Raw genomic sequence first — 18,981 nt, forward strand, 5'->3', positions numbered from 1 at the left:
ACTTTATTCCTTAGTTGAGCTGTTATTAAATAAAAGTTGTGAGGTTTGCTCTGCAATAACCCACTCTTCATTTGTTGGAATGACTAAAATAGGACGAGAGTTTTCTGTACCGATATTACCTGCCTTGCCAAAGCAGCAGGCATTATTCTTATCAGTAGCAACAAAGAAATTAAGTAGGCTCAATTGATCAATAATATTGGCTCTAATTAGCGTCGAATTTTCGCCAATACCGCCGGTAAATATTAAGGCATCGATTGATGTTAAGCTGGCAGTAAAAGAAGCAACGGACTTTGCAACACGGTAGCAAAATATATCTAATGCTAACTTTGCTCGTGGATTTTTATCCTTTAACCAAGCTTCTTCTATTTCACGACAATCGTTGCTTAACCCCGAAACCCCTAATAGGCCGCTTTCTTTATGTAACAAATGGCTCACTTGCGCTGTGGTATAGCCGAGTTGATTGATTAGGTGAAAAATAATACCCGCATCAACATCGCCGCTGCGTGTGCCCATCATCACTCCTTCGAGCGGTGTTAAACCTAAGCTAGTATCGACACTCTTACCATTTTTAATCGCAGTAACACTGCAACCATTGCCTAAGTGAGCACTGATAAAATTACCTTCATTAATGGATTTATCGAGTGTTTTAGCCGCTTGTTGTGCAACAAAATAATGGCTTGTACCATGAAAACCATAGCGTCGAATACCATGCTCTTGATAGAGAGCGTAGGGGATACCATAAATGTAAGCTTTTTCTGGCATCGTTTGGTGAAAAGCTGTGTCAAAAACGGCAACTTGCGGCACATCAGTAAAAACCGTTTCCGCGGCGTTAATACCCATCAAATTTGCTGGGTTGTGTAATGGGGCAAGCTGAGACAAGTTACTGATGGTGTTTTTTACTTCATCAGTAATTAACGTTGGCATACAATAGTGTTCACCACCATGGACAACGCGGTGGCCTATGGCACATATTTGTAAATTTAATTGTTGTGAAACTAAGCTGTCAACTAAAGCCATTATCGCTGTTCGATGATCAAATGGATGAGGTATAGCCGTGTGCTTTTTTTGTCCCTTAACGTTAATCTTGATGCTTGCTTGTTCGGACAATAAGCGCTCAGCGAGCCCTGATAGTAATGTTTCGCCGTTTTCTGGTTTAATTAAAGAAAATTTTAAGGATGAACTACCGCAATTTAACACTAAAATTAGATTTTTTTTCATGGTTTTATTTAATGCTCATTTATTAGGTGGTTAATTGTTTTATTACAATACGTTAATTGGAATGATTATAGACCAAATATAGTGTTAAAATATTGATATGAACTAAGGAAGTTAACTTTAGGGAGACTTGATTAAAACTAGTTACAACTTTGTGCTATCTTTTAAATAACCGTTGTTATAGTGTGTCGTTTATGAATATGAGTTTAGTAGAACTAATTAAGCTAGGTCGAGAGTATATGCGACTTTGGCCGCAGCGAGCAGAGTTAGGTAATTATTTTGCCGAGTACCAAGCTGTTCAAATTTGCCGTTTGGCTTTTCGCTATTTACCGGGTATTGCGTTGTTTTCTTTTATTATGCAACTTTACCTAGGATCGATGACGTTATTACCACAAGCGTTAGTTTATAGCTTATTTATTTTAAGTATTCCGCTACAGGCATTGTTAATGCTTGGCGTTAAAGCCGATAAATTTTTGCCGCTGGCACTCGCCTCTTGGTACAAAGAAAGTGTTGCTAGAGTCAACGAAGCGGGTGGTTCGATAAAATTATCACTGCACAAGCCACGTTTTATTGATTTAGCAAAACTACTTAACATCAGTCATCAGTCACAAAATTCTAAATTCTAACCGCTTAACAATTGAGTTAAACGTTAATTGACCGTGTTTTTATAAAGACGTATCAAAAAATCAGCTTGGCAAGTGAAATTATTTCTTGTTTTTAAATCGTTAAGTAAGGTTTCAGTCGTTTTAAAAGCAAAAGGGGTCATTGCTAATAAGTTAATAATATCTTCACCTTCAGTAAATTTCATCTCATAGTTCACTTCTTTTTGTGCAATCAATGTTAAATTTTCAATAGGACTTTTAGTCATATCATGTTGTTGCGCTGTTCGGTATATTAATGCTTTTAGTTCAATTAAATGATTTTTTGCCGGCGTTACTGTGACTAAATAGCCATTATTAGCTAGTACCCGAGTGAATTCTTCTTCAAGAATTGGTGCGTAAATAGAGTTGATCCAAGAAAAGTAGTTTTCACTAAAAGGTAACTGCGACAAGGTGGCAACACTAAATTGACAATCTTTATATTTTTTAGCGGCATTTTTAACCGCATTTTTTGCAATGTCAATACCATAAACACGGTTGGTAGGCCTTACATACTGTTGAGTATAAAAACCTTCACCACAGCCAGCATCAAATACCGGCTTTGTTAAATCACCGTATTGTTGATATAGAGATTGTAATTCATCAGCGAGCGGTTGATAAAAGCCTTTATCTAGAAACTGACGACGTGCGTTAACCATGGCTTTGTTATCACCAGGGTCTTTTGAATGTTTATGTTGAACGGGCAATAAGTTTACATAACCTTCTTTTGCTTCATCAAAGCTATGGTTGTTCTGACAACGATAGCTTTGGTTAGCTAACACTAATGATTTTTTACAAATGGGGCAAACGTATTGAGCAAGGAACATAGTATTTACTCAACAGCTACTTAAAAGTAGACCAAATCGGCGCGTGATCTGAAGGTTTTTCAATAGCACGTAGTTCGTAATCAATATCGGCTTCGATACACGTTGCCGCCATCTTGTGCGTTGCCAAAACCACATCGATGCGTAAACCACGATTATCAACAAAACCTTTAGAACGATAGTCAAACCAAGAATAACGTTCCGCTTTTGTTGGATGCAATTCTCTAAACGTATCTTTAAATCCCCAAGCCATTAAAGTTGCAAGCCATTCTCTTTCTTCTGGTTGAAAACTACACTTGCCAGTCTTTAACCAACGCTTTTGGTTAGGCTCACCAATACCAATATCTAAATCAGCAGGTGAAATATTAATATCGCCGATAATGACTACGTGCTCATCTGGGGTATGGTTATCATTTAAATAGGTCATCAAGTCTTTATAAAATTGACGCTTATAGGGATATTTTGTTTCATGAGCGATGTTATCGCCTTGCGGGAAATAACCGTTTAATACCGTTACTTTTTCACCTTGTTCATTGGTGGTCTCAATCATCACCATACGTTTTTGAGACTCTTCAGTATCGCTAGCAAAGCCCATTTTAACAATATTGGCTGCTTTTTTACATAACATAGCCACACCATAATGTGCTTTTTGACCATGAAAATAAACGTGATAACCCATAGCTTCAACAGCTTCAACGGGAAAAGCATCATTATGAACTTTGATTTCTTGTAAGCCAATAATATCAGGCTGGTGCTTATCAATGATGGCTTGAAGTTGGTGTAAACGCGCACGAAGGCCGTTAATGTTAAAGCTAATGATTTTCATAAAAGACTCGATATTGATTTTTTCCACATGCTACCAGAAGTTATCAGAGAAGGTTATTATTAATTGCTAGTGAAGTGAATTAGGTACTTATTAACATCAACTTTTTAATAGACAGGTAAATGTGTAAATAAATAGAAATTAAACTCAACTAAATTAAAGGATTGCCGATATAAGCTTTAGATAAAATAATAAAGTTGAAGTACATTGCTTACAGAGTCAGTTGACAGTCAAATTCTGGTACACGAATTACAATTAGGTGAACAACTTAATGTAAGTGTGCACAGCGCTCGACGAGCTGACTTTTCACTATTATTGGCAATGTTAAGTGATGACGTACCTAGCCATAGTCAATTTTCTTTGCCAAAAACTGTCGTTGGCACTAAAACGATTAATGATGCAAGCTTACGTAAAGAGTTTGACCTTCCTGATAAAGCACCTTTATCTCTGAATGAAAATCACAACACAGCAATATTTGATCAAGCAGAACTTATTCAGCAGAATAACTTAGCAGAATTACGTTTATCAAATGCTTTGTTGCCTAAACCGCTTGCTTTTCGAGATGATAAAAAGCATATCAGACAAGAAGTATTAAATAATACCTCGCTGTACTGCCAGAAAAAATTTAATCATACAAAGAATAATACGCCGCAAGACACCGACAGTTCAAGATTATCATTCGATACTAAAGGTTGGCTTAACGCCGTGCATAACACTATCGTTAAAGCGCCGTTACTTGATGCTATAGCATAAGGTTATTGCATTAGCATAGTAATAAAATCGTGCGTTTGTGTTGACGTTATTTGTGATTAACTTTTTCAGTTTACTGGCCTGAGCAATGTTTAAACTTGATTGTTAATTGTTGAGTTTACTTGCTACAGCATTGTCTAAATTTTTATTGCTATGACAAAAGCATCGCTGGTTTCTTTTGCAGGAGACTTGATTGTTGATTGTTGAGTTTACCAAACACAGCATGGCCTAAATTTTTTATTACTATGACAAAAGCATCGCTGGTTTCTTTTGGGAAGAACTTGATTGTTAATTGTCGAATTTACCGGCCACAGCATTGTTTAAATTTTTTATTACTATCGCAAAAGCAAGCTTGGTTTCTTTTTGGTGCTATCAGCGCTTCATTGTTACTGACTTCACCATCTAAATATCTCCATTGCCCCTTTTCAACAACAAAGCGTGATGTTTCCTTCATCAGAAAATACTCACCTTGATGTTGGTAATAAGCCGAAAAGCAAACCGTCGGTAAGCGTTGCTCTTTATTGTCAGCGTTTACAGCATTTTGATCATTAAGCTCGGTATAATCACTGGCAGCATTAATGGTTAGTTTTAACCATTTGGTTTCTTTGGCCCATGCTGATATATCAGCGATTGATTGTAAAGCTCTGCTAGCTTGAGCATAAGTCTGATAAATATAATCAGCAGCCTCTGTTGCATAGGCGCTATAGCGAGAACGCATCAATTGCTCTGGTGATTGTGCACAGGTCTCTTGATTTATTAATAAGCAGCAGCATTGCTGAAAACTAATATTTGAACCACATGGACATTGCATAAAGTCGACATTATTTTAGAAAAGTAGTTGATCTATTTTAGCAGAGCAAAATTTTATTTTCTGTTTTAATAACGGCAAAATCGCTTCAAACTCAATTAATGTAACAATAAAGAAGAATCCGAAAGAGTGACGTAATTTTTTAGTCGTTGCTTGTTTAAACGTTTTTGAGTTTGCTTGGTTAAAATAATGCATTGAGTTTGTCCTTTTTCTGCGAATTGAGTGAGTTGGCTTAATTGTGATTTATCTAAGGTGGCATTACACAAAATAACAGCCGAACAGTGACCTTTTTCTAAAGCATCTTTAATGGTATTTAGTGAGATATTACGTTGATGAAGATTAACTTTTAAGATTCTTTTAGGGTCTATTTTTCCTTGATCAGACAATTGCTGAAGCGGCTTCTCTTCAGGGTTTATCATCAGGATCCATTTGTTATCTAAATCATGATTTTTGAAGATTTCAGTATACTGCTGAGATAGTTCTATGGCATTAGCAATACTTCTAACATCACACCACTTGTTTTTTTTGATAGCCATATTTGTAGTTTTTAATGCTAAGTTGTTGGTATTAATGTGATTTATTGAATTCATTTTTAAAACCTCGATATACTGTATGTATGTACAGTATATCGTTTTTGGTGTTTATTCAAGCACTTTTTATGATTAATATTAATTGATCCTACTGAAGGATCTAATGTAATGAACGCCAGTAAATGAGGGAAATAGCACCAACAGTATTGAAGATACCGCTAGTATTTGTTGGCCCAATGCTATGCTAGGGGATCTTAGCGACAAACAATTGTTAGCTCTTAAGCTTTCCTTAATAAAAGTTTGTTATTTTCATTCACTGAATATTTAAGGTAAATATCCCCCTATGAATAAACAGGTCATTTGATGAATAACCGCTATTAACGTTCATTTTTTTATGGCGAATATTTCTGTAATAACCGACAATAACTTTGAGATAAAACACCTTGAGTCGTTCATACCTATGGCATTGTTAAGTCTTATCTTCACTGTTGATGGTTTTCGACCGTCAAGTATTAATAACCGGCCTTGGAAAAGGCTAGATAATATAAAAACCGTTAATAGTCATTTTAAATTGTTATAGGAAAAATATGCGCATATTGTTAGTTGAAGACGATATCCCCCTGGCTTTGGGATTGCAGCAGTCACTTCGTCATGAAGGCTTTGTTGTTAACCATGTTGATAATGGTAAAACGGCAATTTCAGCATTGTCTGTGTCAGATCAAGACTTAGTTATTCTTGATCTGGGTTTACCTGATATTGACGGATTGGAAGTGCTAAAGCGTACTCGTGATCGTAAGCTAGGTATTCCTGTTATTATTTTAACCGCAAGAGACGCGCTTGAAGATAAAGTTAAAGGCTTAGATTTTGGTGCAGATGATTACCTGGTAAAGCCTTTTGAAATTAGCGAATTGTTAGCACGCCTTCGCGTGATTGAACGGCGTTTAGGCACGGCAAAGTCGGCATTGATTATTTGCTCAGACGTGGCAATTGATACCGCAGCACATAAAATCCTTATTAAAGATGAAGAATTAAAAACGTCAAAAAAAGAGTACATGGTATTAAAAGCATTGATGGAAAATGCCGGTCGAATCCAATCTCGGGAACAAATTGAATCGCGTTTATATGAATGGGGAGAAGAAGTGGCCAGTAATGCTGTTGAGGTACATATACACAACTTAAGAAAAAAATTGCCAGAACAATTTATAAAAACAGTCAGAGGCGTTGGTTATACGGTTAATAAAACCTAATGTCGATTCGTCGCTACTTAGTCCTTATTTTACTATCCATCATCACTTTGATGACATTTTTTGCTGCCATACAGGGCTATAAAGCCAGTATGGAACAAGCAACTAGCTTATTTGATGAGCAATTAGTTATCGTCGGTAAAACCTTGTTAGCGACCTCTGCGACTCTTTCTGACAAGGGTGCCGAAAATCGATTAAGTGCAGCAACAGTGGTCCCTTCTAACCATATTGCTTATCAAGTCTTTAGCAATAATACTTTATTACTACGCACAGATAATGCTCCTGAACAGTCAATTACTGAGTTACCTGCAGGGTTTACGGACCTTAATTTTATTGGACAGCGTTGGCGAGTATATATAGAAACATCAACAAACGAACAGGCGCAAAGAAGTCAATTAAGAGTGCTGGTTGCCCAACCGCTTGAACAAAGATTTTCACTGGCTGAACAAGTTATATTATCTGCTGTGACTCCTATTATTTTAGTTATCCCTTTGATTGCCTTGTTTATTTTTATGGCGATTCGTCAAGGCTTAAAACCGTTAACTGTTTTGCGCCGAGAATTGTCAGAAAAGAAAATTAATGACTTATCAAAGCTTTCTAGTGAGACATCAACAAAAGAACTACAACCGGTTATTCAGACACTAAATCTGTTATTTGAACGCTTGTCGGCAGCTTTTTCAAGGGAACGTTATTTTGCTTCTGACGCCGCTCATGAATTAAGAACGCCGTTAAGTGTGCTCAAAATTAATGTTCACAATTTACAAATAACCCAAAGTGAAAACCTTGACAGCACCGGGCAGGCTTCGTTAATGCAATTAGGTCAAAGTGTTGACCGAATGGCTCATGTTGTCGATCAAATATTAACGTTAAATCGTACTAATCCTGATCAACTCACCATGGCAGTCACTAAGCTTGAATTACAAGGATTGTTGCAACAAGTGATCAGCGACTTATACCCTGAAATATTGCAGCATCAGCATGATATTTCGTTAGAAAGTGAAGCCACAATTATTTATGCTAATGAATTTGCTTTATTGACCTTAGTGAAAAATTTAATTGGTAATGCCTGTAAATATACTCCTAAAGGCGGGCATATTTTGGTAAAAACGTTGATTGATGAAGACAGTTTCACCCTGATTGTTGAAGATTCTGGCCCCGGTATTGACTCCAGCGAATACCAGCGAGTTTTCGATCGTTTTTATCGTGTGGGTGGAGATAGCCATCACTCTACTGTGGTAGGATGTGGCTTAGGTTTAGCGATTGTTCAGCATATTGTTAAATTACATCATGCGAGTATTATTTTAGCAAAATCGACGAAATTAGGTGGCCTTAGCGTGTCAGTAAGGTTTCCACAAAAGACTCAAGCGATTGACTTACATTTACATCAGTTTGAACAAGAATGGGAGGACAATAAGTGAAAGCACCTGCTATTTTTATAAAAAAAACCAGCATTATTAGCCTCTTTATCTCTTTAATCTTTAGCCCAAGTGTCTGGGCTGAACGAGCTGAGTATGTCGTAGAATTGAAAGATCATTTGTTTTTTCCTGCGGTTATAAAAATTCCACCAAACAAAAAAGTTAAACTTGTTATTTATAATCGAGATACAACCCCTGAAGAGTTTGACAGTTTTGACTTAAATCGAGAAAAGGTTATTTTCCCCCATAAAAGAGCGGTGATTTTTATTGGTCCATTACCCGAAGGAAAATATAACTTTTTTGGTGAGTTTAATCCTAATAGTGCCAAAGGGACCATTATCGTTACCCCGTTGCCTGAGCGTAAAAAAGCAAGTAAAGCTACTGTTCAAAACATAACAGGAGGTGCTTAATGTTAATTAATACCGTGCTTTTGTTTTTGAGTAACAGTTTAGTTATTTTTATGGTGTTAGCCTTGTTGTTATCGATTAAAAATAAGTTTCAACTCTGTGGTCTTACCCTTATAAGTGGTGCGCTATTGGGTATTTTGTTTATGTTACTACTTTGGATTTATATCGATGTGATCAGCCAAATGTTTGATGATACCGGGCTTGAATGGTTCTATGCGAGTATACATGTTCTTGTATATATTCTAATTTTACATTTTATTCATCGCTCCCATATCAGCGTTAGTACCGCCAATAACAGTCAGCTATCTTGGTATGCTGGCGCAATACTCGCGTTAGTTATTATGCTACAGGGTACTAACTTCCTCATTTACTTTATTGGATATTGGTCGCAAACCGATATGGTTAATTCACTTTTTATTGGCGTTGTTTTAGGAACAGGAATTTGTATTAGTATCAGTATACTATTGTACTTTTTTTGCTTGTTTCTCAATGAGCGTTTGTATGGTCGAAGCACCGAAATTATTTTTGTTTTCTTTGCTTGTGGTTTATTTAATAAAACCAGCGATTTATTACTACAAATTGATTTTTTACCCAGTAGTCGTATGATTTTTGATGTTAATTTTATTGTTAGAGAAAAGTCTGAATTAGGACATTTTTTGAAAGCTTTATTTGGTTACGATGCAAGCCCAACCCTATTACAAATTGGACTTTATCTTTGCGCTTTATTTATCGCACTTTATTGGTGTCAGTTTCCCCAAAAACTTTGGCGGATCCCTCGCTTTAAGCAGGTTGTATCATGAAAAAAATATTTTATGTTTTAACGTTACTCTTGTACAACCTTTACAGCGTTATTGCTTTTGCTGATGGGGTAGTGGTGGATAAAGTGTATCATCCGTACGTGTTACCCAATGAAAAAGAAGTTGAATGGCGGTTACTGTCTCACCAAACGGAAAAGACCAATGACTTAGCGCAGCGCTTTGCCTACGGGCAGTCTGTACTTGACAACCTGATGGTAGAGTTTTATATCGTTGGCGAACGCGATATTGATGGAAATTTTGGTTTATCTGCTTACGAAATAGAAACCCGTTGGATGCTAACGGAGCAAGGTCAGTATTGGGCGGATTGGGGCATGCTTTTTGAATTTGAAAAAGAACATAATAAAGACAGTTGGGAAGTGACTTCAGGCTTGCTGTTTGAGAAAGAAATAGGGCGGACCAGTTTAAGTATTAATGCATTTTTGATTTACGAGTGGGGAAATGACATTAAAAATGAAATAGAAATGGAGTTTCGCGCTCAGTATCGTTATCGCTGGCTACCGCAATTTCAACCCGCAATTGAGTTATATTCAGGTGAAGATTATGTCGGTATTGGTCCAGCTTTCATGGGAATTCAACGCTTTGACCGACAAAAGCAGTTGAAATGGGAACTCGCCTTTATCACTGGACTGAATGGCGAAAGCAAAGATCATATTTTGCGCGCGGCTATTGAGTTTGAATTTTAATGAACCGCATTTTACCACTAAATAGACGCCACTCAGCGACCTTCTTATGGCTATGTTGTTGTTGTTTCTTATTGCTTTTTTCGCTGGGGCTAAGTTGGCAAGTCAATAAAAGTGTTAATTTTTTTTATAAGTTTTGGTACTCACCATTAAATATTGAACAAACGATAAAAACTTATGCACCACAGAATACACAAGGTAAACAGGACTTTGCCCAGACAAGTCGTGAGCAACATTTACAAAGCTTTAACGAAATAGTTGATGAAATTCATAATAACGGCGAGGGTCTGGCAAGGTTAAGTTATCTCAATAACGATAACCAGCGTCGCGCTTTACTGACCAAACCTGAGGTCGTACATTTACAAGATGTCAGTGTTTTAATTAACCAATTACGTACAATATCAGTGATTAATGTCTTATTACTACTGATTACGATTGCTGGTGTATCTCGTTTCAAACAGCCAAAGCCAGCTAAAAAAGAGCGCTATATGGCGGTAATTATTCCCACTTTTTTATTTATAGCTGTGTTTTCACTGTTTGGTTTTACCGATGTCTTTTACTATCTGCATACGGTGGTCTTTCCTGATAATCATCAATGGTTTTTTTATTATCAAGAGTCATTAATGAGTAGCCTAATGAAAGCACCCGACTTATTTGCTGCAATAGCATTGTCGCTCAGTGTTATCGCAGCGGGGATTTATATGTTAATTTATCGATTATTAATGACAAAAATCTTTAGCAGCTAATCGTGTTCGTCGGTGCGTTGACAGGTTATATATGGAATAAATGATGATGAGCATTGAAGTGAATTGTTTGAAAGTCAGTAACTAAAAGCAAGTTTTGGCGAGCATAAAATCATCAATGTTCAGACGATTACCGCTGGTGGTAAGGCGGGTTATATTTCAGCCAAGCAACTGTTTATATAACAGTGTACTGGGCTGAAATAGTAGTACTAGGGGTTAATTGATTCTAATTCTTTAATACGGCTTTGACTCACTAAAATATAACACTTCTTGTAGGCAGAAGCCGCACCCGTTCCCGGTGAAATAGCAAGGTACTGCCATCGACAGTCATTTTCTCTAAAGGTAATAAAATTACGTTGTGAGCGTTTAAACATGTTTAATGCCGCTTTTCTTCCGGTTACAGAGGCAAACTCTTCAAGGATGAACACTTGATTGTTTATCCATGTTTGTAACTCTCTATCTACCGCTTGTTTAACTATGTCTAGACAGCCTGATAAGCCTGAGGTTGTTTTTTGGGTCAGCTCACATTCATCAATAGACTTTTTTGCGTAGCTAACATTGGATAAAAAACAAAGGGCTAAGGTTAAACAATAGAAAGAAGTTTTGCTCATGATACTTTTCATTATATTTATAAGTTTATAGTTAATCATCGGATCATAGGTAAAGTAATAATAGCTCAACTTTATGCGGGTAGTACTTTTTTATAAGGTTTTACGGTCACTTTTTTATAAACACCCGCGCCAATATAAGGGTCTTTATCTGCCCATACTTGGGCTTGCGTTAAACTATCAAATTCAGCAACGATAAGCGAACCTGTAAAGCCTGCATCACCAGGGTTTTCATTATCGATTGCGGGACAAGGGCCTGCCATTAATAATCGCCCTTGGTCTTGTAATTCTCGTAAACGTGCTAAATGTTGCTCACGTACTGACATTCTTAAAGCTAAACTATTTTCTACGTCTTCTGAATAAATAAGATAAAACATGTCGTTTCCATAAAGTTTGAGGATTATATATAGATTAAGTGATTACTTTTTTTCTTCAATTGGTCTGTCACTTTCTTCATCATCATCGGGTAAATGTTTTGATAATAATAAAATTGAGGCGATTGAAAAAACAAACATTAAGCCGGTTAAACCGAATACTTTAAAGTTGACCCAAGTGTCTTGGTCAAAATTAAAAGCGACGTATAAATTTAATATCGCGCAAAATGTGAAAAAGAGCGCCCAAGCTAAGTTTAATTTACGCCAAATATTCTCAGGTAAAGTTAATGACTCATCGAGGAAGTCTTTGATGATGTTTTTATTAAAAATCTTATCACTGACCATAAGTGCGATTGCAAACAATAAATTGATGATGGTGACTTTCCATTTGAGAAAAGTATCGTCATGTAAAAATATTGTTAGCCCACCAAACACCGCAATAAGGACAAAAAATATTAAGGTACGTTTAGGGATGGGTTCTTTTTTGTAAAGATAGTAAATTATTTGCGCGGCGCCAAGGATAATTAAAGCGCCAGTTGCCCAATATATATCAACAAATTTATAAACAATAAAAAAAACAACGAGGGGGAGATATTCAAACAGAGCGTGCATAGTATTAAATCTCCAACCAACCTTCGTTTATAAGTGAGTTAATTCTACTCAATGCTTAAGCATTAGCCAAACAATTATTTGGCTAATGTGAACTAATAACGTGAAATACAAGCGAAAACGTTACAAATTATTAACTGAAAGGATTAACTTTTTTAATTAAAATTAACTAACCCTTCATTAATCCGAACGGGTCATCGATAGAATATGATGGTTCAGTAAACCATTTTGCTCCATGCTCACTCATATAAAAATGATCTTCTAGGCGAACACCAAATTCGTCTGGCACCACTAACATCGGTTCATTAGAGAAACACATACCTACCGACAAGGGGGTTTTATCACTGCGAACTAGATAAGGCCATTCATGAATATCTAAACCTATGCCGTGGCCGGTTCTGTGGGGACAACCCGGTGTTTGATAATCAGGTCCCATTGCTTGGCTGGCTAAATAATCGCGAGCGGCAATATCAACATCGCCACAAGGTACGCCAAGTATTGCTGCGTTAAATGCACTTGCTTGGGCATTTTTTTCAATCAACCACATTTGACGCTGACGTGGGTTAGCTTCACCAAAAACATAGGTTCTGGTGATATCTGAATTGTATCCTTCTAACTGACAACCGGTATCAATAAGCACTATATCGTTAATGTCTAAAGTTTTTGGGTTTTTTACCCCGTGTGGAAAAGATGAATCTTCACCAAAGAGCACAATACAAAAGTAAGATCCTGCAGCGGCGCCAACCTTTATGTGGGCTTGATTGATAAAGTCAGTAACTTCTTGCGTACTGATCCCCTGATATAATATTTTAGCGACGGCTTGATGTACTGCCATCGTCATATTTTTAGCCTGTTGTAGCAACGCTATTTCAGCTAACGATTTTTCACTACGACAACCAGCCGTAATTGCTTTTGCATTGATCAGTTGGTAATTGTTTGGGCTACTGTCGGCACATTGTTTAATACCATCAGCAATGAAGAATGCGGTTGACTCGTCAAGCGCAATATTGCCTGAGTCAATCCCCATATTTTTTAAGGTTTCAATAAATAATTGATAAGGATTTTCATGTTCTTGCCAACCATTAACTTTACCTTTAATGGTCATATACTGACGTAAGGTATTGACCTCAAAGAAGGGGGTAATGTATTGAATTTCGCCTTGCTGTGGGATTATTGCCCCAACCATACGTTCACTGGCATACCATTTTGTGCCCGTAAAATAATAGAGGTTAGTGCCAGCATCTAAGTAAGTTGCCTCAATATTATTATCTTTCATTAATTGCTGAGCTTTAGCGATACGTAACTGAAACTCGTTTGAAGAAATAGGCTCAACATCGCCGGTCATATTGTTAAGTTTGGCTAGCTCTGTTTGTGCATCAGAGCCTCCTACACCTATAGTCATTTTTTGTGTCATTAGCGTCCCAAAAGTAATGTATATTATTTCGTTATTATGACATGAATTGTTTATTTTATACAATATACATTGCTAAAGTGGCTATTTTTACATGTTATAAAAGCCAAGTTATCGCGCTATTAATATTTAAGGAATATTGGGTCTGCTGATAGATTAAGTGCCTGTAAGTAAAGCTCAGGGTTATTGTCTTGAAAAAACTTTACCCGAGCAACCGCTTGCGGTAGATCTTGATTTGCCGCATGAATAAGCCAGGCAAGTCCAAGGCCATGATCTTCTTCTGTGCCTTCAGCTAAGAAAAAAGCACGGCCCATCGCGCCCATCGCTTTTGCATGACCAAGCTTTGCCGCTTGTTCAAACAATTGAAACGCTTGTTCAACATCGCCAGACTGTCTTTTTATGAGAGCTTTATCAAACAAGTCGTTATCACTTTCGCTTAAGGGCGAAGTCGTTATGTCGGGCTCATTATTTAACTCATTTTGCCGTTGCTGTTTAAAGGGGTCATCAACAGCTTTGTTATGGTGAGTTTCTAAGTATAAGTCTTCAATAAGCTCGCTGTTTTCATCTTCGTCGTCTGAAAAAATATCTTTAATGTCTATGTCTTTTCTTTTTTCAGTTAACAAACAACTCATCACTGCATCATAGCGACTATTAAGTTGCTCTATGGTTTGTTGTTGTTTACTGATTTGTTTTTTGTAATAGCTTGCATCTTCAGTTAATTGTTTGATATGAGCATTTTGTTGGTCAAGATGTTTTTGATGAGACTGCTTTAAGTTATCAATGTTTGATTGATTAGCGAGATCAATTCTTAATTGTTGGCTATGACTATATTTTTCGAATCGCTCTAATACACCTTGAACACTCTGCTCGTAGTTAGTTTTCATTTTTTCAAACCAACGAAATATTTGGCTGGGCACTTTTTGATTATCTTCTGGCATAGCTGTTCTCAAAACATATCCTTTTTTTAACCATAATAATTGTAAACAGGGAAAGCAATATATTCATTACGAAAGCTCACTTTATTTATGTTTATTTAAAAAAAAAGCAATAAATTTATGCTAAACACCTAAAAAATGGCGGGTTTCTATTAAAATAAACTTGCAGTTAATTTTTTATGGTTTATCTTTATTGCTAAGAATTCTATTTTTATACGAATTTATAAGGGATTAAATGTTCATATTACCGGCTCTGCTAACCATTGCTCAAGTGGATGACTGTAAAAATCAGTTACTCGATGAAATTGCTAAAAATGATGTTATAACTTTTGACGACAGCGCTGTTACCCATATAGATACCGTTGGTGTGCAATTATTATTAGCGGCGGTAACCTACATCGCAGCACAAAATAAAGTACTCAATTGGAATTCTACCTCCCGTGTTATTCAAGAAAGCGTTAAGCAATTAGGGCTTAATGAAGCCATTTTAAATCAATATCTAAATGCTTAGAATCAATTTTTTAGTGAGATATCCTCTAAATATTATTAAGCTTTTGCTGTTTATATTTACCTTAAAAAGGAAATACCTATGACCAAAATTTTGGTTGTTGATGATTCTAACTCTATTCGCGATATGGTTAGTTTTACATTAAAAAGTGCCGGTTATGAAACCGTTGAAGCAAGAGACGGACAAGAAGGTTTGAGCAAAGCTCAGGGTGGGGCGTTTGACTTAGTGATCTCTGACGTAAATATGCCGATTATGGATGGTATTACTTTATGCGAAGAGTTACGTAAGTTACCCCCTTTTAAGTTTACTCCTATTTTGATGCTAACGACCGAAAGTTCTGGTGATATGAAAATGCGTGGCAAAGCAGCTGGTGCTACCGGATGGTTAGTTAAACCTTTTAATCCTGAAAAATTATTAGCAACCATTAAACGGGTTGTTAGGTAGCTATTATGAGCGTAGATCTCACACAGTTTATTCCAAGCTTTTTAGAAGAAAGTTTTGAAGGTCTCGAATTAATGGAGTCGAGCTTGCTAAATTTAGAGCAAGGTGATGATGAAACGATTAATTCAATATTTCGTGCTGCCCATTCCATTAAAGGAGGTGCTGGTACTTTTGGCTTTAATCATGTCACAGAGTTCACCCACTTGGTTGAAACACTTCTTGATGAAATGCGTGATGGCAGGCGTAATATTGAACAAGATGACGTTGAATTATTATTAGAGTCTGTTGACTGTATGCGCTTGTTAATTGAGGCAATAAGAGATGAACAAGAGTGTGATAGTGAAAAAATAGCTGAAAACTCAACGCGCTTAGAGGAAACATTAGCCTCAAGTGGCAATGGGAATACTGAAGCACTACTTATAAATGTTGATGACACCACAGACAATAACAATGATATAACAAGGTGGCAGATAAAATTTATACCAGAGCATCATTTAGTGCAAACCGGTAATGATCCTCTACTCCTCTTTAATGCCTTGGCTGATTTAGGAGAAATTTCTTTAGTGGCTGATGCTAAAGACCTACCAGCATTAAGTGATATTGATGCCGAAGAACTCTATTTAAGTTGGCAGTTAACATTGTGCTCAAATGCCAGTGAAGCGGATATAAAAGAAGTCTTTGAATGGGTTGAAGATGAATGTGAATTAATTATTACCAAAGAAGATCACATCCCAGAAGTCAACGTTGAAGAAGTGATTGAAGCCAATACCCTTGACGAGTCAAGCCAAGATGAAGCGGCTAATATAACAACGCCAATCGAAGACAGCTTTCCTGAGCCTACGCCAAAAAACACCCCAGATAAGCCGGCAGGTAAGTCTAAAAATGATCTCGGCTCTATTCGAGTCGGTGTTGATAAAGTTGACAGTTTAATTAACCTGGTTGGTGAATTAGTAATTACTCAATCTATGCTGTCTGAGTTAGGCAATGATTTTGACTTATCAAAAGTTGAGCGCCTAAATGCGGGGTTGGAGCAGTTACTGCAAAATACTAAAGAATTACAAGAAAGTGTTATGCGAATTCGCATGCTACCGATTAGTTTCGTTTTTAATCGTTTTCCAAGGTTAGTACATGACCTGTCTAAAAAAACAGGAAAAGAAATTGAGCTTATTCTTAAAGGTGAGCAAACAGAACTCGATAAAACTGTTATGGAACAAATTGGCGATCCGCTGGTACATTTAGTGCGTAATGCCGTTGATCATGGTATTGAGTCTGCACAAGTTAGACTCGCTAATGGTAAGCCTGAAAAGGGTTCTATTGTGCTTAATGCCTTTCATCAAGGTGGCAGTATTTGTATTGAAATTAGTGATGATGGTGGCGGCATTGACCGCCAAGCTGTTTTTAATAAGGCACTTGAAAAAGGCCTCGTTGATGAAAAAACCACCTTGTCTGATAGCCAAGTTTTTGATTTACTTTTTGAACCTGGATTTTCTACTGCTAAAGAAGTCAGTGATATTTCTGGTCGTGGCGTCGGTATGGATGTGGTAAAAAAGAATATTCAATCATTAGGTGGACGAATACAAGTCGAGTCTGAACAAGGCAAGGGGAGTACCTTTCGGGTAAACCTACCCCTTACCTTAGCGATACTTGATGGTCAGTTAGTTCGGGTGGGTAAGGAAGTTTATATCATTCCTTTAATTACTATTGTTGAATCTCTGCAGCCACAAAAAGAGCTTATTAATCGTGTTTCAGGTGACATGCTGCTTTATCGACTCAGGGAAGATAATGTACCGGTTATCCCTATTTATCAGTTATTTAATATTCCTTGTGAATTTGAACATATCGAAAGTTGTTTGTTGGTTGTGGTTGAAGCAGACGGACAAAAAATTGGTTTAATGGTTGATGATTTACTTGCCCAGCAGCAAGTCGTCATTAAGAGCTTAAATGATAATTATCAACAAGTTCAAGGTGTCTCAGGAGCCACTATTTTGGGTGACGGTTCTGTGGCTATGATTCTTGATGTACCAGGTATTATTGAAATGGCGTTAACAAAAGCACAAATAAATCAACACCACCAGTCAAGTGTTCAATCTCAAATTACCCAGTCAATATCGACAGGAGTGAACACTTAATGGATATTCAAATGTTAGCAGCAGAGGTGCCAGTTGAGGGAGAGTATTCCTTAGAGGGCATCGACTTTATAACCAGTGGTGACCAATACCTCACTTTTTTATTAGCCGATGAACAATATGCGGTTGATATTTTATGTGTCGAAGAAATACGTAGTTGGGAAAACCCAACCCGCATCCCTAATTCACCTTGTTATATTAAAGGGGTTATAAATATGCGCGGTATTATTGTACCGATAGTTGATCTACGAATGAAATTTAATATCGGTAGTGCTATTTATTGTGAAACAACGGTAGTGATTGTTTTAACTGTGGAAACCGAAGACAAAACGCGCACTATAGGTTTTGTGGTTGACGCCGTCTCAGATGTGCTCAATGTAGAAGCTAGCGATATAAAACCTGCCCCAGCATTTGGTGGCTATGTACCACAAAATTACTTACAAGGTTTAGTAAATGTTGGCGAAAATGTTGTCATTTTACTCAATGTTAACGTTTTACAAGAAATTGAAAAACATCAGTTAATATAAATAAAGGAAGATACCATGGAACAAGAGCAAGAATATCTCACCTTTATGTTAAATGGCGAAGAGTATGGTGTTGATATTTTATGCGTACAAGAAATACGCGTGTGGAGTTCAGTTACTGAGTTACCGAACAAGCCAAATTATATCAAAGGGGTCATTAACTTACGTGGCATTATTGTACCTATCATAGATTTACGCCAACGTTTTGGTCAACAACCGCTCGTATATAATGAGCAAACAGTGACCATTATTTTACGAAAGCCAAATAGTCAAAAAAACATGGTAGTCGGTATTGTGGTCGACGCCGTGTCAGAAGTGTACAAGTTTGACAAAAAATCAATACGGGTCCCTCCTACTTTTGGTAATAAAATAGATCGTTGTTTTTTACAGGGCTTAGTGTCAATTGACGACAGGCTTATTATTTTACTTGATAGTCATAGTTTATTAGATCAGGACGAACTCTACGACGTAGACAATCACCTAAAAAGTTCACAGCAAAACACATAGAAAGCAGCGTTAATTGTTGATAGTTATTGAATAAACGACAATC

General features: G+C 36.9%; 23 protein-coding genes. 13 read left to right on the forward strand and 10 right to left on the reverse strand.

What is annotated here, in order from left to right; genetic code table 11:
- Positions 1 to 3: 3 nt before the first annotated feature.
- The gene (locus tag H4J62_RS11560) at positions 4 to 1,218 is read right to left on the reverse strand and encodes an acetate kinase (protein ID WP_182215764.1); all 1,215 of its coding nucleotides are present in this window, start codon (positions 1,216 to 1,218) and stop codon (positions 4 to 6) included.
- Positions 1,219 to 1,409: 191 nt separating this feature from the next.
- On the opposite strand from H4J62_RS11560, the gene yfbV reads away from it, so the two are divergent.
- Entirely contained in the window at positions 1,410 to 1,841 is a 432-nt protein-coding gene (gene yfbV, locus H4J62_RS11565) for a terminus macrodomain insulation protein YfbV (protein WP_070373873.1), read from the forward strand.
- Between the two features lie 23 nt (positions 1,842 to 1,864).
- Here the strand turns inward: yfbV and rlmA are convergent, their stop codons facing one another.
- Positions 1,865 to 2,680, reverse strand: a complete 816-nt coding sequence (rlmA, locus tag H4J62_RS11570; RefSeq protein ID WP_182215765.1) for a 23S rRNA (guanine(745)-N(1))-methyltransferase — start codon at positions 2,678 to 2,680, stop codon at positions 1,865 to 1,867.
- Between the two features lie 16 nt (positions 2,681 to 2,696).
- Complete coding sequence (gene xthA, locus H4J62_RS11575) at positions 2,697 to 3,503, reverse strand: exodeoxyribonuclease III (RefSeq protein ID WP_182215767.1); 807 nt, start codon at positions 3,501 to 3,503, stop codon at positions 2,697 to 2,699.
- Between the two features lie 204 nt (positions 3,504 to 3,707).
- Here xthA and H4J62_RS11580 point away from each other — a divergent pair, with 204 nt between their 5' ends.
- Positions 3,708 to 4,253 (forward strand): VC2046/SO_2500 family protein, encoded by a 546-nt coding sequence (locus tag H4J62_RS11580; protein ID WP_182215769.1) that lies wholly within the window; start codon positions 3,708 to 3,710, stop codon positions 4,251 to 4,253.
- 298 nt (positions 4,254 to 4,551) lie between these two features.
- Here H4J62_RS11580 and H4J62_RS11585 read toward each other — a convergent pair whose 3' ends face one another.
- Positions 4,552 to 5,061, reverse strand: a complete 510-nt coding sequence (locus H4J62_RS11585; protein ID WP_182215771.1) for a YchJ family protein — start codon at positions 5,059 to 5,061, stop codon at positions 4,552 to 4,554.
- A 95-nt stretch (positions 5,062 to 5,156) separates the two neighbouring features.
- The gene (locus H4J62_RS11590; RefSeq protein WP_182215773.1) at positions 5,157 to 5,648 is read right to left on the reverse strand and encodes a hypothetical protein; all 492 of its coding nucleotides are present in this window, start codon (positions 5,646 to 5,648) and stop codon (positions 5,157 to 5,159) included.
- Positions 5,649 to 6,175: 527 nt separating this feature from the next.
- On the opposite strand from H4J62_RS11590, the gene H4J62_RS11595 reads away from it, so the two are divergent.
- The 6 genes from H4J62_RS11595 to H4J62_RS11620 are packed head-to-tail and all read left to right on the forward strand — an operon-like array spanning position 6,176 to position 10,898.
- Positions 6,176 to 6,835 (forward strand): response regulator, encoded by a 660-nt coding sequence (locus H4J62_RS11595; RefSeq protein WP_182215775.1) that lies wholly within the window; start codon positions 6,176 to 6,178, stop codon positions 6,833 to 6,835.
- Positions 6,835 to 8,250 (forward strand): ATP-binding protein, encoded by a 1,416-nt coding sequence (locus tag H4J62_RS11600; RefSeq protein WP_182215776.1) that lies wholly within the window; start codon positions 6,835 to 6,837, stop codon positions 8,248 to 8,250. The genes H4J62_RS11595 and H4J62_RS11600 overlap by 1 nt, the downstream gene beginning before the upstream one ends.
- A gap of 32 nt (positions 8,251 to 8,282) precedes the next feature.
- Positions 8,283 to 8,657 (forward strand): cupredoxin domain-containing protein, encoded by a 375-nt coding sequence (locus H4J62_RS11605; protein ID WP_182215869.1) that lies wholly within the window; start codon positions 8,283 to 8,285, stop codon positions 8,655 to 8,657.
- Positions 8,657 to 9,454 carry a hypothetical protein gene (locus H4J62_RS11610; protein ID WP_182215778.1) on the forward strand — a complete coding sequence of 266 codons (798 nt, stop codon included), beginning with the start codon at positions 8,657 to 8,659 and terminating at the stop codon, positions 9,452 to 9,454. The genes H4J62_RS11605 and H4J62_RS11610 overlap by 1 nt, the downstream gene beginning before the upstream one ends.
- The gene (locus tag H4J62_RS11615; protein WP_182215780.1) at positions 9,451 to 10,155 is read left to right on the forward strand and encodes a hypothetical protein; all 705 of its coding nucleotides are present in this window, start codon (positions 9,451 to 9,453) and stop codon (positions 10,153 to 10,155) included. The genes H4J62_RS11610 and H4J62_RS11615 overlap by 4 nt, the downstream gene beginning before the upstream one ends.
- A complete protein-coding gene (locus H4J62_RS11620) occupies positions 10,155 to 10,898 on the forward strand; it encodes a DUF1461 domain-containing protein (protein ID WP_182215782.1) in 744 nt (247 codons plus the stop codon). Before H4J62_RS11615 ends, H4J62_RS11620 begins: the two co-directional genes overlap by 1 nt.
- Positions 10,899 to 11,104: 206 nt before the next feature.
- On the opposite strand, the gene H4J62_RS11625 is transcribed toward H4J62_RS11620, so the two are convergent.
- The 5 genes from H4J62_RS11625 to H4J62_RS11645 form a co-directional block, all read right to left on the reverse strand.
- Positions 11,105 to 11,506 carry a lysozyme inhibitor LprI family protein gene (locus tag H4J62_RS11625; RefSeq protein ID WP_182215784.1) on the reverse strand — a complete coding sequence of 134 codons (402 nt, stop codon included), beginning with the start codon at positions 11,504 to 11,506 and terminating at the stop codon, positions 11,105 to 11,107.
- A gap of 71 nt (positions 11,507 to 11,577) precedes the next feature.
- Positions 11,578 to 11,880, reverse strand: coding sequence for a YciI family protein (locus H4J62_RS11630; RefSeq protein ID WP_182215786.1), 303 nt, complete (start codon positions 11,878 to 11,880; stop codon positions 11,578 to 11,580).
- 42 nt (positions 11,881 to 11,922) lie between these two features.
- Complete coding sequence (locus H4J62_RS11635; protein WP_182215788.1) at positions 11,923 to 12,489, reverse strand: septation protein A; 567 nt, start codon at positions 12,487 to 12,489, stop codon at positions 11,923 to 11,925.
- Positions 12,490 to 12,655: 166 nt separating this feature from the next.
- Positions 12,656 to 13,888, reverse strand: a complete 1,233-nt coding sequence (locus tag H4J62_RS11640; protein ID WP_182215871.1) for a Xaa-Pro peptidase family protein — start codon at positions 13,886 to 13,888, stop codon at positions 12,656 to 12,658.
- Between the two features lie 131 nt (positions 13,889 to 14,019).
- Entirely contained in the window at positions 14,020 to 14,847 is an 828-nt protein-coding gene (locus tag H4J62_RS11645) for a tetratricopeptide repeat protein (RefSeq protein WP_182215789.1), read from the reverse strand.
- Between the two features lie 220 nt (positions 14,848 to 15,067).
- On the opposite strand from H4J62_RS11645, the gene H4J62_RS11650 reads away from it, so the two are divergent.
- The 5 genes from H4J62_RS11650 (at position 15,068) to H4J62_RS11670 (ending at position 18,938) form a co-directional block, all read left to right on the forward strand.
- A complete protein-coding gene (locus tag H4J62_RS11650) occupies positions 15,068 to 15,343 on the forward strand; it encodes a lipid asymmetry maintenance protein MlaB (RefSeq protein ID WP_182215791.1) in 276 nt (91 codons plus the stop codon).
- Between the two features lie 78 nt (positions 15,344 to 15,421).
- The gene (locus H4J62_RS11655) at positions 15,422 to 15,784 is read left to right on the forward strand and encodes a response regulator (protein WP_070373857.1); all 363 of its coding nucleotides are present in this window, start codon (positions 15,422 to 15,424) and stop codon (positions 15,782 to 15,784) included.
- Positions 15,785 to 15,789: 5 nt separating this feature from the next.
- On the forward strand, positions 15,790 to 17,910 hold the full coding sequence (locus tag H4J62_RS11660) for a chemotaxis protein CheA (protein WP_182215793.1): 2,121 nt from the start codon (positions 15,790 to 15,792) through the stop codon (positions 17,908 to 17,910).
- Positions 17,910 to 18,434 carry a chemotaxis protein CheW gene (locus H4J62_RS11665; protein WP_182215795.1) on the forward strand — a complete coding sequence of 175 codons (525 nt, stop codon included), beginning with the start codon at positions 17,910 to 17,912 and terminating at the stop codon, positions 18,432 to 18,434. Before H4J62_RS11660 ends, H4J62_RS11665 begins: the two co-directional genes overlap by 1 nt.
- A 15-nt stretch (positions 18,435 to 18,449) precedes the next feature.
- Entirely contained in the window at positions 18,450 to 18,938 is a 489-nt protein-coding gene (locus H4J62_RS11670) for a chemotaxis protein CheW (RefSeq protein ID WP_182215796.1), read from the forward strand.
- Positions 18,939 to 18,981 lie beyond the last annotated feature (43 nt).

Source organism: Colwellia sp. BRX8-5 (genome assembly GCF_014077325.1).
GTDB lineage: Bacteria > Pseudomonadota > Gammaproteobacteria > Enterobacterales > Alteromonadaceae > Colwellia_A.

Excerpts from the sequence above, each read along its gene's own strand:
- H4J62_RS11560 (WP_182215764.1), bottom strand. The coding sequence starts at position 1,218 with ATGAAAAAAAATCTAATTTTAGTGTTAAATTGCGGTAGTTCATCCTTA.
- yfbV (WP_070373873.1), top strand. The coding sequence starts at position 1,410 with ATGAATATGAGTTTAGTAGAACTAATTAAGCTAGGTCGAGAGTATATG.
- rlmA (WP_182215765.1), bottom strand. The coding sequence starts at position 2,680 with ATGTTCCTTGCTCAATACGTTTGCCCCATTTGTAAAAAATCATTAGTG.
- xthA (WP_182215767.1), bottom strand. The coding sequence starts at position 3,503 with ATGAAAATCATTAGCTTTAACATTAACGGCCTTCGTGCGCGTTTACAC.
- H4J62_RS11585 (WP_182215771.1), bottom strand. The coding sequence starts at position 5,061 with ATGCAATGTCCATGTGGTTCAAATATTAGTTTTCAGCAATGCTGCTGC.
- H4J62_RS11590 (WP_182215773.1), bottom strand. The coding sequence starts at position 5,648 with ATGAATTCAATAAATCACATTAATACCAACAACTTAGCATTAAAAACT.
- H4J62_RS11595 (WP_182215775.1), top strand. The coding sequence starts at position 6,176 with ATGCGCATATTGTTAGTTGAAGACGATATCCCCCTGGCTTTGGGATTG.
- H4J62_RS11600 (WP_182215776.1), top strand. The coding sequence starts at position 6,835 with ATGTCGATTCGTCGCTACTTAGTCCTTATTTTACTATCCATCATCACT.
- H4J62_RS11610 (WP_182215778.1), top strand. The coding sequence starts at position 8,657 with ATGTTAATTAATACCGTGCTTTTGTTTTTGAGTAACAGTTTAGTTATT.
- H4J62_RS11615 (WP_182215780.1), top strand. The coding sequence starts at position 9,451 with ATGAAAAAAATATTTTATGTTTTAACGTTACTCTTGTACAACCTTTAC.
- H4J62_RS11620 (WP_182215782.1), top strand. The coding sequence starts at position 10,155 with ATGAACCGCATTTTACCACTAAATAGACGCCACTCAGCGACCTTCTTA.
- H4J62_RS11625 (WP_182215784.1), bottom strand. The coding sequence starts at position 11,506 with ATGAGCAAAACTTCTTTCTATTGTTTAACCTTAGCCCTTTGTTTTTTA.
- H4J62_RS11630 (WP_182215786.1), bottom strand. The coding sequence starts at position 11,880 with ATGTTTTATCTTATTTATTCAGAAGACGTAGAAAATAGTTTAGCTTTA.
- H4J62_RS11635 (WP_182215788.1), bottom strand. The coding sequence starts at position 12,489 with ATGCACGCTCTGTTTGAATATCTCCCCCTCGTTGTTTTTTTTATTGTT.
- H4J62_RS11640 (WP_182215871.1), bottom strand. The coding sequence starts at position 13,888 with ATGACTATAGGTGTAGGAGGCTCTGATGCACAAACAGAGCTAGCCAAA.
- H4J62_RS11650 (WP_182215791.1), top strand. The coding sequence starts at position 15,068 with ATGTTCATATTACCGGCTCTGCTAACCATTGCTCAAGTGGATGACTGT.
- H4J62_RS11655 (WP_070373857.1), top strand. The coding sequence starts at position 15,422 with ATGACCAAAATTTTGGTTGTTGATGATTCTAACTCTATTCGCGATATG.
- H4J62_RS11660 (WP_182215793.1), top strand. The coding sequence starts at position 15,790 with ATGAGCGTAGATCTCACACAGTTTATTCCAAGCTTTTTAGAAGAAAGT.
- H4J62_RS11665 (WP_182215795.1), top strand. The coding sequence starts at position 17,910 with ATGGATATTCAAATGTTAGCAGCAGAGGTGCCAGTTGAGGGAGAGTAT.
- H4J62_RS11670 (WP_182215796.1), top strand. The coding sequence starts at position 18,450 with ATGGAACAAGAGCAAGAATATCTCACCTTTATGTTAAATGGCGAAGAG.